The organism is Fusicatenibacter saccharivorans, from assembly GCF_015557635.1.
Lineage (GTDB): Bacteria > Bacillota > Clostridia > Lachnospirales > Lachnospiraceae > Fusicatenibacter > Fusicatenibacter saccharivorans.
The window spans coordinates 21,717-36,741 of record NZ_JADNOP010000009.1 but is presented as its reverse complement, the minus strand read 5'-3'; the positions used below and the strand labels follow the sequence as shown (position 1 = coordinate 36,741).

General features: G+C 47.1%; 9 protein-coding genes and 1 pseudogene. 7 read left to right on the top strand and 3 right to left on the bottom strand.

What is annotated here, in order from left to right:
- The first annotated feature begins 2 nt into the window (after positions 1 to 2).
- On the top strand, positions 3 to 2,492 hold the full coding sequence (locus I2G42_RS09000) for a glycoside hydrolase family 3 protein (protein ID WP_195530985.1): 2,490 nt from the start codon (positions 3 to 5) through the stop codon (positions 2,490 to 2,492).
- Positions 2,473 to 4,779 carry a GH36-type glycosyl hydrolase domain-containing protein gene (locus I2G42_RS08995; RefSeq protein WP_238061590.1) on the top strand — a complete coding sequence of 769 codons (2,307 nt, stop codon included), beginning with the start codon at positions 2,473 to 2,475 and terminating at the stop codon, positions 4,777 to 4,779. The genes I2G42_RS09000 and I2G42_RS08995 overlap by 20 nt, the downstream gene beginning before the upstream one ends.
- Positions 4,780 to 5,075: 296 nt before the next feature.
- On the opposite strand, the pseudogene I2G42_RS08990 reads toward I2G42_RS08995, so the two are convergent.
- Positions 5,076 to 5,273: pseudogene (locus I2G42_RS08990) on the bottom strand (SDR family NAD(P)-dependent oxidoreductase); the annotation flags it as partial.
- A 100-nt stretch (positions 5,274 to 5,373) separates the two neighbouring features.
- On the opposite strand from I2G42_RS08990, the gene I2G42_RS08985 reads away from it, so the two are divergent.
- The 3 genes from I2G42_RS08985 to I2G42_RS08975 all read left to right on the top strand — a co-directional run bounded on the left by I2G42_RS08985 (position 5,374) and on the right by I2G42_RS08975 (position 7,691).
- Positions 5,374 to 6,174 (top strand): transporter substrate-binding domain-containing protein, encoded by an 801-nt coding sequence (locus tag I2G42_RS08985; RefSeq protein ID WP_330611302.1) that lies wholly within the window; start codon positions 5,374 to 5,376, stop codon positions 6,172 to 6,174.
- A 94-nt stretch (positions 6,175 to 6,268) separates the two neighbouring features.
- Entirely contained in the window at positions 6,269 to 6,958 is a 690-nt protein-coding gene (locus I2G42_RS08980; RefSeq protein ID WP_195530983.1) for an amino acid ABC transporter permease, read from the top strand.
- Entirely contained in the window at positions 6,948 to 7,691 is a 744-nt protein-coding gene (locus I2G42_RS08975; protein ID WP_055217779.1) for an amino acid ABC transporter ATP-binding protein, read from the top strand. The genes I2G42_RS08980 and I2G42_RS08975 overlap by 11 nt, the downstream gene beginning before the upstream one ends.
- A gap of 79 nt (positions 7,692 to 7,770) precedes the next feature.
- On the opposite strand, the gene I2G42_RS08970 is transcribed toward I2G42_RS08975, so the two are convergent.
- Positions 7,771 to 9,558 carry an aminopeptidase P family protein gene (locus tag I2G42_RS08970; RefSeq protein WP_055228286.1) on the bottom strand — a complete coding sequence of 596 codons (1,788 nt, stop codon included), beginning with the start codon at positions 9,556 to 9,558 and terminating at the stop codon, positions 7,771 to 7,773.
- 288 nt (positions 9,559 to 9,846) lie between these two features.
- Between I2G42_RS08970 and I2G42_RS08965 the strand changes: the two genes are divergently transcribed.
- Positions 9,847 to 12,576: a beta-mannosidase gene (locus tag I2G42_RS08965; protein WP_195530982.1), complete on the top strand. Its 2,730-nt coding sequence runs from the start codon at positions 9,847 to 9,849 to the stop codon at positions 12,574 to 12,576.
- 54 nt (positions 12,577 to 12,630) lie between these two features.
- On the opposite strand, the gene I2G42_RS08960 is transcribed toward I2G42_RS08965, so the two are convergent.
- The gene (locus I2G42_RS08960) at positions 12,631 to 13,512 is read right to left on the bottom strand and encodes an AraC family transcriptional regulator (RefSeq protein ID WP_055228263.1); all 882 of its coding nucleotides are present in this window, start codon (positions 13,510 to 13,512) and stop codon (positions 12,631 to 12,633) included.
- A 133-nt stretch (positions 13,513 to 13,645) separates the two neighbouring features.
- Here I2G42_RS08960 and I2G42_RS08955 point away from each other — a divergent pair, with 133 nt between their 5' ends.
- Positions 13,646 to 14,995 (top strand): MATE family efflux transporter, encoded by a 1,350-nt coding sequence (locus tag I2G42_RS08955; RefSeq protein ID WP_118666789.1) that lies wholly within the window; start codon positions 13,646 to 13,648, stop codon positions 14,993 to 14,995.
- The last annotated feature ends 30 nt before the right edge of the window (positions 14,996 to 15,025 follow it).

Genomic DNA, 15,025 nt, shown 5'->3' with positions numbered 1-15,025 from the left:
GAATGGTTAAAAATAGAAAATTGCTTGCAGAGCAGCTGGTAGAAGAATCGGTTGTTCTGCTGAAAAATGAGAATCAGCTTCTTCCGCTTCAGGAAGGACAGACAGTTGCTGTGTTCGGACGATCAGCACTTGTGACCTATGTTTCCGGAAATGGTTCCGGAGCGGCAAGAGGAGCAGAAAGCAGTAATATCATAATAGAACTTGAGAAAGCAGGAATCTCTGTATGTGAGGAGTTAAAACAGTACTATCTGCAGCAGCGGGAAGCGGAAGCAGCGAATCCGCAGGAAGAATTCGATTTTTCCCAGATGAAGGAGGCGGTAAACAGTGGCCTGATGTATGAGATATTTGGAACGTACCATGCGCCGGTTCCGGAGTATCCGATTCCGGAATGTCTGCTGACTAATGTGAGAGACAAGACAAACACCGCAATTCTTGTGCTAGGAAGAAATGCAGGCGGAGAGGAATGTGACAGAAGATTGGAAGGAGATTATTATCTTACCGAAGAAGAAAAGAAGCTGGTCAGCCAGGTGTGCGAAAACTTCCCGGAAGTCATTGTAATCCTTAATGTAAATGGACTTATTGACCTGGAATGGACAACAAAGTATACTTCCGTAAAAAGTATTCTGTTCCTTGGTCTTCCGGGAGAGGGTGGTGCAAAGGCTGTTGCAGAAATCATTAAAGGTAATGTTTCCCCTTCCGGAAAGCTGGCATTTACAATTGCACACCGGTATGAGGATTATCCTTCTGCAAAGCATTTTTCATGGGACAAGGAGAAGGAAGAGCATATTCTGACTTATGAGGATTATGGACTGGATGCGGAAGAAAACGGGAGTTTCGGTTTCCGAAAAAGCCCGGTGACCGTATATCAGGAGGATATCTATAACGGCTACCGGTATTTCAGTTCTTTTGGGAAAGAGGTACTATTTCCATTCGGACATGGGCTTTCCTACACAAAATTTGCATTAGATGCGGCCGCTGTTTCAAAAGAAGAAGACGGGATAACTATAATAATTGATGTGAAGAATGTCGGACTCTGTGCAGGCAGGGAAGTCGTGCAAATCTATGTTTCTATGCCGGATGGAAAAACAGAAAAAGCAGAGAGAGAATTAAAGGGATTCGCCAAGACAGAAGTTTTGAAACCGGGAGAGAAAACAAGTGTGTCAATCCATATACCATGGGATGGACTTTCGTGTTATGAGGAAAAATCCTCCGTATGGCTGATTGAGAAGGGACGATATAAGCTCAGAATGGGAACGTCCTCGGAAGAGACCGTCTGCATCTGTGAGTTAGATGTTTCGGAGGACATTATATACAGCATTTGTCGTTCAGCGCTTGGGTTGAAAGCATGTAATGATGGAAAACTTACGTTTTTAAAGAAAAATTGCCTGAAAGACCAGGAGTTGCCGAGTGATGCATGCGGCGGAGTCTGTGAAGAAAATCCAATGTATAAACTAACGCTTTCAGGAATTGATGTCAAACCGGAGAAAAGAGAGGCGGGGCAGGGAAGGCAGGTAAGAGATTTTTCAGATTTCACAGAGGAACAGCTTGCGGCACTTCTCGTAGGCTTCGGTCCCGGAATTCCCTTTGCAGGATTTCTGGATACAACGTTTCCGGAGACCATCTGTGATAAAGAAGGAAAGCCTTTGACCTGCAATGATCATCCGGCAGGGCATAATGGATATGTGTCACCAGCAATCAAAGATAAAGGAATCCATTCTGTTTTCTATATGGATGGACCTGCCGGAATCGGGAGAACTGCGTGGCCGACGGAAATGCTGCTGGCATGTGCGTTTAATAAAGAGGCGTGGTACAGATTTGGAGAAGCAGTGGGGGCAGAGTGTGAGGAAGCACAGGTTGATGTGTGGCTCGCACCTGCAGTAAATCTTCACCGAAATCCGTTGTGTGGTAGAAACTTTGAGTATTTTTCAGAAGATCCTTTTCTTACAGGAGTGTGTGCCTGCGCAATTACAAAAGGCGTACAGGAAAATCATCAGGTACTGGTGTGTCCAAAGCATTTCGCAGTTAATGAGCAGGAAACCTACCGCAGGGGAAACGCAAAGAAACAGTATGACGCAGTAGATTCTGTTATTACGGAACGGGCAGCCCGGGAACTGTATCTGAAACCATTTGAAATGCTGGTAAAAAAAGCAAATGTACGCTGCATTATGACTTCTTTTAATAAAATTAACGGGATATTTGCAGGTGGAAACAGCGACCTGTGCAACCGGATTCTGCGGGAAGAATGGGGATATGAAGGATTTCTGGTGACTGACTGGGGGGATATGGATATTGTGGTGGATGGCGCGGATGCAGTTGCGGCCGGAAATGATGTTGTCATGCCCGGCGGGCCGCCGGTGATTAACCAGATCCTGAACGGATACCGGGAAGGGCGAGTGACACGCGGGCAGCTGGAGACAGCAGTGCATCACCTGCTGCAGGTAATCGAGAGCTTGAAAGGGAGAAATGGCGAGAATGGAAAAGAAAATATATGAATTTACAAACGACGGCAATTCCTGTGTGATTTATGATGCAAAGCCGCCAAGATACTGGTTTAACTATTTGTGGAATGAAAACGGCTACTGTGCGCAGGTTTCCCAGAACGGGCATGGGCGCAGCTATTACCTGAATGAAAGAGCAGATATGTGCATGATCAATAACAATGATGCAAGATATTTCTATATCCGGGATGATGAAACGAATAAAAGCTGGAATATCGGTGCAGCGCCGCTGAATGAACAGGTAGAAAGCTATCAGTGTGAGCACAGTATCGGATTTTCCAGACTACAGTCGGAGTGTCAGGGGATAGAGAGTTCATGGAGCATTTTTGTGCCGCAGACAGGATTTCAGGAAGTGTGGACGTTTCGGCTTAAGAACAAAAGTAGAAAAACCCGTACACTCAGCACATTTTCAGCGGTAACTTTTGAGCTGGAGGGATTCTCATACCCCCGTTATTATGAAATGTACCGTTGCCTTGAAACTTCCTTTGACAGGGAATTAAATGGAATATATTGTAGATCCGCTCATCCGTTTGCACCGCATAAACGGTACAATGCTTATCTGGCTGCTTCCGAGCCTGTGTATGCTTATGACGGGGATCTGGCCAGATTCTGTGGAGCGGCAGGATCTGTCACGAAACTGGATGCTTCTGCTTATGCACTGTTTCAGAGACCGGATGTAGTAGTAAATGGCAGTGACTGTACGAATTCGGAGGCGGCACTGTTTATTCTTGGCGGTGTGCTGCAGCATAAGTTCATACTGCAGCCGGGCGAGACGAAGGAAATCAGGATGGTCTTCGGCGTCAGTGAATCTCTGGATGAGGCAAGAGCGACAGCTAAAATGTATGCGGATGCTAAGCGTACGGAAAGTGCCTGTAAGGAGGCCGTGGAGTATAATCTGGACAAATACAGTTCCCTGTCCGTCACCACACCGGACAGCAAAATCAATCATATTATGAACCAGTGGCTGAAGAAGCAGATAGACTGCTGTATTGTTGGGAAAAAGGGTGTGCGGGATAATCTGCAGATTGCAGTGGCACTTCTGAATTATCGTCAGGAGAAGGCCAGGGAGGAGATTCTGGAATGTCTGCGCCATCAGTTTCGGGATGGTCATGCCGTATTGACCTGGTATCCGTATGACGACACCAGGTATTCAGACCAGCCGTTCTGGATTATCTGGGCGGTGTGTGAACTTATCAAGGAGACGGGAGATTACACGATTCTGCAAAAGAAGATTGAGTGGCAGGATGGCGGTGCTGCGGCTGTAGTGGAGCACTTAAAAGCAGCCGCAGATTGTCTTATCCGGGATAAGGGAAGAAATGGGCTGAGCCGGATTTATTTTGCAGACTGGAATGATGCGCTGAATATCACAACCGATCCGGAAGCGGAATCCGTCATGCTTTCTCATCAGTTCTGTCTTGCTTTCAGAGAACTGAAGCTGCTTATGGAAAAAATCGGGGAGACTGATTATGCAGAATTTCTGAAAAAAGAATATGATACCATGAGAAAGAGTATTAATGAGAAAGCCTGGGATGGTGAATGGTATATGCGGGCACTCAGTAAGAAGGAAAACATTGGTTCCAGAACAAGTGAAGGCAGTAAAATCTATCTGAACGCCCAGACATGGGCAGTTCTGGGAGACGTGGTAGATGAAGAAAAGCTTCCGAAGCTTCTGACTTCGGTTGACAGTATGGAACATGATTTTGGTTTCCCTCTGAATATGCCGCCGTATGAGAAATATTCTCCGAATGTTGGACGGATGTCGGGAATGCTGCCGGGGCTGTTTGAAAACGGCGGAGTATATTGCCATGCAACGGGATTTAAGATCCTTATGGACTGCAAACTCGGCAGAGCTGAAAAGGCACTTTGTACTCTGAAAAAAATCATGCCGGACAGTGAAAAGAATCCGTCCACGCAGTCCGGCGCCGAGCCATATGTATTTACAAACTGCTATTCCACACATCCGAAATATTACGGCAAATCTTACTGGTCCTGGACAACCGGAACCTCTGCATGGTGCATGAAGGGACTGTATGAAGGCATTATGGGGGTAAAACGCGGATATGACGGGCTGGAAATTACCCCATGTTTTCCGAAAGAATGGGAACGGGCTGAGATGACGAGACATTTCCGAAACGCAGATTATCATATTGTAATTGAGAATCCGCAGTGTCGGAAGGCTGTCACATCCGTAATTATTGTGGACGGAACACAGATAAAAGGAAACAGGATTCCGGATTTTGCAGACAATAAAAAGCATGAAATAAAGGTTATCCTTCAATAAAAATTATTAGCACACGCTACTGATAAGCGTCGATGTAGGGGGAAATGGCTTGGAATGGGACAGAAAATCAGTGCCTGTTTTTTCTCTCACCTGAAGCTGATAAAATACAGTGGGAAACCCACCAAGGTAAGGTCTAACCAACCGCCTTGTACCGAGTCCTTGGAATTGAAGCGGTAACGTTAGATTTAAGCGTAGGACAGGGAGCAACAGAGCCGAAACGAAAGTGAAGTGATTGAGCTGGGAAATGATTATGAGGTCGGAAATGGTCGAAGCGTTCTATTACGTTGCAGACAACATCAGATCGTGTTCTGGATGTCAGCAAGATCGAGATCGACAAAAGCGCCGCGTGTGCCGACGACACCGGCTACGTTGGCGAGTACATCGATTCTTCCGTATTTTTTCATAACAGTTTCAACCACATTGCGGCAGTCATCTGCAGAAGAAACATCGGCTTTCAGGAAGGTAACATCGCCCTCTTTTTCATTTCTGATGCTTTTTTTTCGGTTTTTCCTTGCTTTTTAGAAAGATGCTGTTATAATAAGGAAAAGTGAATAAATATACATCACATGAGGAGAGAAGGAGATTATTATGAAAATGAATTTTGCAAAAAAAGCAACAGCACTTGCAATGTCCGTTCTGTTTGCTGTTTCGATGGCAGGATGCGGGAGTTCTGCATCTACCGCAAAGAAAGTAGAAGTAACATCCGTAGAGGATCTGGCAGATCTGAAGATTGGTGTACAGACCGGAACAACAGGTGATTCTCAGGCGAGCGATGCCGTTAATGCAGATTCCCAGATGCAGCGTTACAACAAAGGCGCCGATGCTATTCAGGCACTGAAAAACGGAAAGATTGACTGTGTTGTCATCGATTCCCTGCCGGCAGAAAAATTCGTTGCAGCAAACGATGATCTGAAAATTGTAGAAGGCATTTTTGATACCGAAGAGTACGCGATGTGCTTCAAAAAAGGAAATGAGTTAAGAGACGAGTTCAACACTGCATTGGCAGAGCTGAAAGAGGACGGAACTCTTGATGAGATCATGAGCAACTACATTGGTGATGAAGTCGGCCAGCATCCGTATGAGTCCCCGGCAGACGTGGACCGTTCCAACGGAACGCTTACCATGGCAACCAACGCTGAGTTCGAGCCGTGGGAGTACAAAGAGGGAACCGATATCGTTGGTATCGATGCTGATATTTCCCAGGCGATCTGTGACAAGCTTGGCTATGAGCTGAAAATTGAGGATATGTCATTTGAAACTATCCTTGCATCCGTCAACAGCGGAAAAGCAGATTTCGGCGCAGCCGGAATGACCGTTACTCCGGAGCGTGAGGAGAGTGTTGATTTCACCGATACTTACGCAAATGCAACGCAGGTTGTTATTGTAAGAAAGTAATCTAATAAGAGGAAAAAGAGCGGCTGTCCGCCAGGCAAAATGGTGCAGCCGCTCTTTTTGCAGGAAATGAAACCACAAAGGAGAGATGTATTCTATGGAAAATTTACAGCATCAGTTTAACCGCTACTTTGTAGACAACGGTGCTACAGAGTGGTGGCTGACCGGTCTGAAGACGACGCTACTTGTCACGGTAATTGCACTGTGCATCGGTGTTGTGCTCGGACTTCTCATCGCACTGATCCGTTCGACACACGAGCAGACCGGTAAATTAAAACTTTTGAACATTGTGGCACGCGTCTATCTGACGATTATCCGCGGAACGCCGTCCATGATTCAGATTCTGTTTTTCTATTCCGTTATTTTTGCAACCATAAACCTGAACAATATCGTGATCGGCGGAATTGCATTCGGTATTAACTCTGGTGCGTACGTTGCCGAGATCTTCCGTTCCGGAATCATGTCTGTGGATAAAGGACAGACGGAAGCGGGACGAAGCCTTGGTTTAAATTCGGCACAGACCATGCGTCTGATTATCATTCCGCAGGCGTTTAAAAATGTTCTTCCGGCGCTGATCAACGAGATGATCGTGCTGTTGAAAGAGACCGCCATCATCGGCTATATTGGAACCATCGATATTACAAAAGCAGCAACCCTGGTACAGAGCCGTACGTACGATGCGCTGGTTCCGCTTCTCTCCGCAGCGATCTTTTATCTGATTCTTGTTATGATTCTGACCTATTTCATGGGCAAACTGGAAAGGAGACTGCGTAAGAGTGACCACTAACGAAAAAGTATTAATTAAAGTTGAAAATCTGCAGAAGAGCTTCGAGGATAATAAAGTTTTAGACGGAATCAGCACAGAGATCCGTCAGGGAGAAGTTGTCGCCGTTATCGGTCCTTCCGGTTCCGGAAAATCGACGTTTCTGCGCTCCTTAAACCGTCTGGAAATTCCAACCGGCGGAAAAATTTACTTCGAGGGCGTTGACATCACGGCGCCGGAAACTGACATTGACCATGTGCGTCAGAAGATCGGAATGGTATTCCAGCAGTTCAATCTGTTTCCGCACAAAACCGTTAAGGAAAATATCTTGCTCGCTCCGGTGACATTAAAACTAATGACACCGGAAGAAGCAGAGAAAAAAGCGATGGAGCTTCTGACCCGTGTCGGACTGCCGGACAAAGCAGATGCCTATCCGGGAAGCCTTTCCGGCGGACAGAAGCAGCGAATCGCCATCGCGCGCGCCCTTGCGATGAATCCGGATGTCATGCTGTTTGACGAACCGACTTCTGCACTCGATCCGGAGATGGTAGGAGAGGTTCTGGAAATTATGAAAGAGCTTGCCGAATCGGGCATGACCATGGTCGTTGTTACACACGAGATGGGTTTTGCCAGAGAGGTGGCAACCCGCGTCGTCTTTATCAACGAGGGAAATATTCAGGAGGAGAATACGCCGCAGGAATTCTTCGCAAATCCGCAGCACCCGCGCCTGAGAGAATTTTTATCGAAAGTATTATAAGGAAAAGAAATGAGAAAAACCGATGTTCTGTGAAAATAACACGCACAGAACATCGGTTTTTTGATGTTATAGAAAGAACTTATTTGGAAATCGGGCGGGTAGCTTCTTTCAGCCACTCTTTTTCGTCCCCTTCCAGATAAGGAGAAATCTTCTCATACACTTCTTTGTGGTAATTATTCAGCAGCTCGACATCTTTCTCCGTCATATACTGCGTATCGATACCGTCGAGGTCGATCGGAACCATGGTGACGAACTCAAAGCGCATGAACTGGCCATACATATTCTTTTCTGCTTTGCGGCAGAGCATCAGGTTCTCAGTACGGATACCGTGACTTCCTTCAATGTAGATACCAGGTTCGTCAGAGGTCAGCATACCTTCCTCGAGAACGGCATTTTCCATGCGCTCCGGAACCATTTTCCAGCGGAAACCGTTTGGACGCTCATGGACATTTAAGAGATAGCCGACACCGTGGCCGGTTCCGTGATTGAAGTCAAGACCTCTCTCCCAGAATGCCTGTCTTGCGAGGTAATCGAGGTTGATGCCAATGCATCCATGGAGAAATTTTGCATTTCCAAGACGCAGGGTTCCCATCGTGGTGATGGTGAAATGCTCTTTTTCTTCCTCGGTCAGCGGTCCGACAACGATCGTTCTCGTGATATCAGTTGTTCCTTCATAATACTGTCCGCCGGAATCTACCAGGTACATGCCTTTTGGCTGTAGAACGGAGAAATCTTCTTTCGTTGCCTGATAATGGCACATAGCGGCATTCGGGCCGTAAGCGGAGATTGTTCCGAAACTTGGCTCGATATAGCCTTCCTGCTCTTTTCGGAAGGATTCCAGTTTTTCCGCAACGGAAACTTCATCCATCGGGATTTTTCCGATATTCTTCTTTAACCAGTAAACGAAACGGGTCACAGCAACGCCGTCTTTGATGTGGGCTTTGCGGATATTTTCCATCTCAACTGGTGTTTTCACTGCCTTTAAGGAAGAAGCCGGGTTCATCACATTGACAATCGTGTTTTCGCCCATGACGCTCTGGCAGATCGTGTAGTTGACTTTGGCTTTCTCCAGAAGAATCGTTTTTCCTGTGATGCTGGCAGCGAAATCATAGACAGCATCGTATGGATGAATCGAAATACCAAGACCGGCAAGATACTGTTTCACTTCATCATTTAAAGTTGCTTCCTGAATAAACAGATGGCCTTCGGTTTCGGTCAGAATGAGGTAGGAGAGGACAACCGGATTGCACGGAATATCGTTTCCGCGGATATTCAGCATCCAGGCGATATCGTCGAGCGCGGTCAGGATATGCACTTCGGCACCGTTCTCTTTCATCTTTTCGCGGACTTTGGCAAGACGGTCAGCAGCGGACTCGCCAGTATATTTGGAATCAAGAATCCAGACTGGTTCTGCAGAAAGCGCCGGGCGGTCGGACCAGATTTCACCGATCAGGTCACTTCGATAGGAGAGAAAACGCTCCGGAAGTGTCTTTTCCAGTGTCTCACCGAGCATCTCATTGACAACGCGGCCGTCGAAGCCGATGGTCATGCCTTCTTTTGTATTTGCCTGCAGGTATTCCTCTACGGTCGGAACACCTTCCTGGCCCATTTTCATTAAAGTAACGCCGGTTCCGGCAAGCTCTTTGGCTGCCTGTACGAAGTAACGGCCATCGGTCCAGAGGCACGCTTCATCCTGGGTAATAACGGCGGTTCCGGCAGAACCGGTAAAGCCTGTGATATACGTTCTTGCTTTAAAGTAAGTTCCTACATATTCAGATTCATGGTAATCGGCGGTCGGAACCAGATAAGCGTCCACGCCGTAGGCTCTCATTTTTTCGCGGAGAGCAGCTAATCTTTCTGGTATCATAATTTTTTCCTCATCTTTCTTTTCGAAAAATACTGCCGGCATTTTTTTTCAGGATGCCGACATTTTTATTCTATCACATTTTCCAGATCTGTCAAAGTGATGATTGAGAATTTGTCTCACTGTTTCCGAAATTTTCTAAAATCGTTTCGCATTTGGAGATTTTTCCTATTTTTCAAGAGCTTTTTTGTACCATTTTGGTTAAAAAAGCAGTAAGATAAAAATAAAGTGAAAAGCGTGGCGAAACTACGCGAAAAAGCAGAAACTATGAAGAAAGGGGGACATACTGTAATGCATACAATATGTCTGAAAGACAACTGGACATTAACTGTCCTCGGAAAAAATGTTTACCATATTCCGGAAACTCCAATTGAAACGAAGGTACCGTCTACCGTTTACGGCACCCTTCTGGAGAAAGGCCTGATTCCGGATCCGTTTTATCGTGACAATGAGCTCGATGCACTAAAATTGATGGAGAACGATTTCGCATACGAGACAACGATCGTGATCAGTGAGGAAGACAGAAAAGCGGACCGTCTGTTTTTACACTTCGACGGAATTGATACCATCGCAGATGTTTATCTGAACGGAGAGAAAATCGGCTCCGCAGACAACATGAACCGTGTCTGGGAGTATGATATTACCGATCTTGTTGCAGGTGATGCAGCCGATACCGTATATCAGGTAAAAGTGGTTCTGCATTCCCCGACAAAATTCATCGCAGAAGAAGAAGCAAAATGCCCGGTTGGAGCAGCATCCGATGCAATGCCGGGATTCCCGCATATTCGTAAAGCAGCCTGCATGTACGGCTGGGACTGGGGTCCGCGTCTTCCAGATGCAGGACTGTTCCGTGAGGCTTCTGTTCTCGCAGTAAAAACTGCCCGTCTGGCACAGGTATTTGTAGGACAGGAGCATCATGTAACTGGAAAAACCGTTCATGGAAATGTGGTTGACTTCGTCCGCCTGACCGCAGATGCTGAAATCGAGTGGATGCCGGGTGTAACCGACGGTAAAGTAAAGATCGTAATGACCGTTACTTCCCCGGATGGAAAAACCGTTCTGACCGCAGAAAGCGGCACAATGGATCCGCTGACCAATTCTGCACCGGCAAAGAATCTGACCGGACTTACCTGTGATCTTCGCAGCAATCATGTACAGGCTTCCCTTACCGTAGAAAATCCGGAGCTGTGGTGGCCGAACGGCTATGGTGCACAGGCACTGTATCAGGTAAAGGTAGAGCTCGTTGCAGACGATATCCTGGATACCTGGGAGAAGAAGATGGGTCTTCGTACCATCACCGTAAATACTGACGTGATGGAAGATGAAGTCTTTGATGAGCACATGACCGGCCAGTCACCGGATTACGATGACGGCGACAACATGATCATGACCAACGGTGAGAAAAAAATCATCATCACCGATAAACCTGCAAAGACCGTAAAGGGCCGTAACTTTGCGTATGAAATCAACGGACTGCAGATCTTCGCGATGGGCGCTGACTACATTCCGGAGGACAATATCTTAACCCGTCAGACGAGAGAGCGTACCGATCTGCTGCTGAAATCCGCACAGGAGGCAAACTTTAACTCCCTGCGTGTATGGGGAGGCGGATACTTCCTCGATGACTTTTTCTATGATGTCTGCGATGAGAGAGGACTCCTCATCTGGCATGACTTCATGTTTGCCTGCGCATCCTACGAGCTGACAGATGACTTCGAAGAGAATATCTCCGCGGAGATCCGTCAGAATATGCGCAGACTCCGTTCCCATGCAAGTATTGCTCTATGGTGCGGAAACAACGAGATGGAAACCCAGTACGAAACGCTGGCATGGCAGAAATCTAAGAAACAGACGTATGATTACATCCATCTGTATGAGTACATCATTCCGAAAATCGTCAAAGAAGAGGATCCGGAGAAATTCTACTGGCCGTCATCCCCGTCTTCAGGCGGAAATTACGAAAACAGCAATGCAGAGAACGTCGGCGATACCCATTACTGGGGTGTATGGCACGGAAGCGAGCCGTTCACCGCTTATCGTTCCCACCATTACCGTTTCCTGTCCGAGTTCGGATTCCAGTCCTTCCCGGCACTGCAGACTGTAAAACGGTTTACCGAAGACGGCGACCGCAACATCTTCTCCCGTGTCATGGAAATGCACCAGAGAAATACGGCTGCCAACGGAAAGATCCTGAACTACATTTCACAGACATACCTGTATCCGAAGAACTTCGACGAGCTTCTGTACTGCTCACAGCTTCTTCAGGCCGATGCGATCCGTTACGGCGTTGAGCATTTCCGCCGCTTCCGCGGTACCTGCATGGGTGCTGTTGTATGGCAGCTGAACGATATCTGGCCGGTAGCATCCTGGGCAAGCGTGGACTACTATGGAAACTGGAAAGCCCTGCAGTACGCAGAGAAGAAGATGTTTGCACCGGTCCTGCTTTCCTGCGAGGAGCACGGAGAGATCGATCAGAAACCGTTTGTCAACACACTGCCGCATCCGATTGATGTCAGTGCAGATCTTCATGTTGCCAATGAGACCGGTGAGCCGATCGTCGGAACCGTAAAATGGTCCCTGTGCCGTCCGGATTCTTCCGTAGTCAAAGAGGGGGCTTTCGAGGTGAATGCACCGGCTTACGGCGGACAGTGGATGCCGCATCTTGATTTCAACGGTCAGGATCCGCTGGAAGTTCATCTGACCTATGAGTTGGTTGTTGATGGAAACGTAGTATCTTCCGGATCAACTCTGTTCTGTGCACCGAAGCATTACCATTTTGCAGATCCGAAGCTTTCTGTATCAGTAGACGGCGATACCGTAACCGTAACCGCAGAGAACTTTGCAAAATCTGTCAGCGTAGAGACTGAGAACGGTGTGCTTCGTCTGGACGATAACTTCGTTGATATGGAAGCAGGAACAAAGACCTTCCGTATTCTGCCGACCGCAGACTTTACCGCCAAGGGAACCGGCGTATCGGGCGCATACCGCGTACGAAGCGTATACGAGACAGCAGAACGATAAGGCATGGAAAAAGGGCACGCAAAATGAATGCGTGCCCTTTTCTGCAAAATAACGTTATTTATTTTTTTCTGCCTGGATTTTTCTGGCCTGTTTCGGTGTGATTCCTTTTATTTTTTTATAACACCGGATGAAATAGCTGCAGTCCGGATAGCCGACTTCTCTGGCAATAAAAGAAACATCGTGACTGGAAAAAAGCAGCATGTTTTCTGCCGCATTGATTCTGGTTGCCGTAATATATTCTTTGCAGGTCATATTGTAGCGGCGGTAAAAATTCATGGAAAATGTGGAGTGCGACATGTTGCACATGGCGGCAAGTTTCTCTACGGTCAGTTCTTCAAAATAATGGGAATCAATGTATTCGGAAATCAGGTCAAAACTGATTTCGTAGGAAGGATGCACGCCGGGAGACGGAAAAGAAGTCCCGCTTTTCTGCCAGTTCCGTACAAAACGGCTGATGATTTTCCGAAGATCCGCTGTAAGAATCATGGAATAGCCAAGCTCTTTATCCCGGTATTCCGTAAGAATATCCGAAAAAAGAGGAAAAAGGTCCATTTTCCGTACCTGCTCCGGAGAAAAAATACAGGGGCAGCGGAACGTGTGGATGCCGTGCAGAATCGAACGCAAATCCAGCTCATCCGTCTTGCAGGTGGGCAGAAGATTGGGGTCAAATTTAATCACATCATACTGCACCGGAACAGACCCCTTTGCAAGCGCGATGGAATGAACGCATTTGGGCGGAAAAAGGATCACAGATCCTTCCGTTCCGATGGATGTCACATTATCAAGGGAAACCTCAATTTCTCCTTTCAGAACGTAGAGAAGTTCTACATAATAGTGCCAGTGAGCAGGAATCGGAAGGGAATCCCGCGTGCTGTCAAAAAGAAAAGCCTCATAAGGAGAGGCGATGGGGTCGATATATTCATATAAGTTATTCATAGATGTCTCACTTTTCGTTCGTAGTGGATGTTCCATACTGACTGTGGATGGAAACAAACTTCTTTTAGTATATAGTGATTTTATATGATTTGCAAGAAGGAATGAAGAAAGGAAAGGTTACAAGATTATCATCATGCAAAAAACAACAAATGATATGACGCAGGGCAACAGCATGAAGCTGATTTTTCAGTTTTTTCTGCCGATTCTGATCGGAAATCTTTTTCAGCAGCTTTACAGCTTTGTGGATTCCATGGTCGTTGGAAAGGGGATCGGAGATGTGGCCCTGGCAGCGGTTGGAAATACCAGTTCGGTACATTTTTTGATTCTCGGCTTTGCCATGGGGCTTACCGGAGGACTTGGGATCTGTATTTCCCACTCCTTTGGAGCGAATGATATCGAAAAACTGCGGAAAGAAATTGCGATGTCGGTTTATATCTGCCTTGCCATTGGAATTGTAATTACGGTGGGCAGTCTGTTTTGGATGCGCCGTCTGTTTGTCTTTCTCCAGACACCGGAGGATATGATGACAGACACTCTGGTTTATTTTGGAACCATTCTGGCGGGCAGTACCGTTACCATTTTTAATAACTTTGCCATGACGCTGCTCCGGTCCGTCGGAAACAGTAAAGTGCCGCTGGCTTCTATGATTGTTTCGTCGGTGGTCAATATTGTGCTGGATCTTCTATTTGTATTTCCGTTTGGCATGGGCGTGTTTGGAGCGGCGCTTGCAACGGTCCTGGCGCAGGTAGTTTCTGCCCTTTACTGTCTGGTATATATCCGGCGCGCCGCAGAACTGCTTCCGCGGAAAACAGACTGGAGGGCAGATGGTGTACTTCTTGGCGCACTCGTTGGAAAAGGCCTGCCGGTAGCTGTGATGAATTCTGTAACTGCGGTGGGCGGTATGGTCCTTCAGGTTTTTGTCAATCAGATGGGAACGGCTTATGTCGCAGCTTATGCTGCATGTATGAAGGTGTGCGGTCTGTTCGAGCAGCCGGGTATAACACTTGGACTTGCACTTCTGACTTTTACAGGACAAAATTATGGAGCCGGAAAATACGACCGGATCAAACAGGGAGTCAGGGCAGGTGTCGTGCTTTCTGTCCTTGTCAATCTTCCTTTTGCAGCACTGGAAATTTTCTGCCCGAAGCTTCTGGCATCCCTGATGCTGAATGATGCGACAGTCATTTCCTATACCTGTATCTTTCTGCCGGTTACCGGAGTTGCCCTGTTCGCCCTTGGCTGGCTGTTTGTCTTCCGAAACGCCTGCCAGGGAATGGGAAAAACAGTTCTGCCGATGGTGTCCGGGATTGTGGAGGTTGCCATGCGCGTCATGGTTGTGCTGCTTTTAGCACCGCGCCTTGCGTTCCGCGGAGTGGCATTCGCAGAAATTTCCGCATGGGTCGGAGCTGGAGTTATGCTTATGATTACCTACTTCTTTTATCAGAGGCGGCTCTCCGGGAAAACTCCAGATGTGAGAGGATAAAAGTAGAAGTTATATATAAAAACCCTGCCT

What these genes read in the sequence shown, in the direction of transcription:
- I2G42_RS08980 (WP_195530983.1), top strand. Translation starts at nt 6,269, where the DNA reads ATGGAAAATTTACAGCATCAGTTTAACCGCTACTTTGTAGACAACGGT.
- I2G42_RS09000 (WP_195530985.1), top strand. Translation starts at nt 3, where the DNA reads ATGGTTAAAAATAGAAAATTGCTTGCAGAGCAGCTGGTAGAAGAATCG.
- I2G42_RS08965 (WP_195530982.1), top strand. Translation starts at nt 9,847, where the DNA reads ATGCATACAATATGTCTGAAAGACAACTGGACATTAACTGTCCTCGGA.
- I2G42_RS08985 (WP_330611302.1), top strand. Translation starts at nt 5,374, where the DNA reads ATGAATTTTGCAAAAAAAGCAACAGCACTTGCAATGTCCGTTCTGTTT.
- I2G42_RS08955 (WP_118666789.1), top strand. Translation starts at nt 13,646, where the DNA reads ATGCAAAAAACAACAAATGATATGACGCAGGGCAACAGCATGAAGCTG.
- I2G42_RS08960 (WP_055228263.1), bottom strand. Translation starts at nt 13,512, where the DNA reads ATGAATAACTTATATGAATATATCGACCCCATCGCCTCTCCTTATGAG.
- I2G42_RS08995 (WP_238061590.1), top strand. Translation starts at nt 2,473, where the DNA reads ATGGAAAAGAAAATATATGAATTTACAAACGACGGCAATTCCTGTGTG.
- I2G42_RS08970 (WP_055228286.1), bottom strand. Translation starts at nt 9,558, where the DNA reads ATGATACCAGAAAGATTAGCTGCTCTCCGCGAAAAAATGAGAGCCTAC.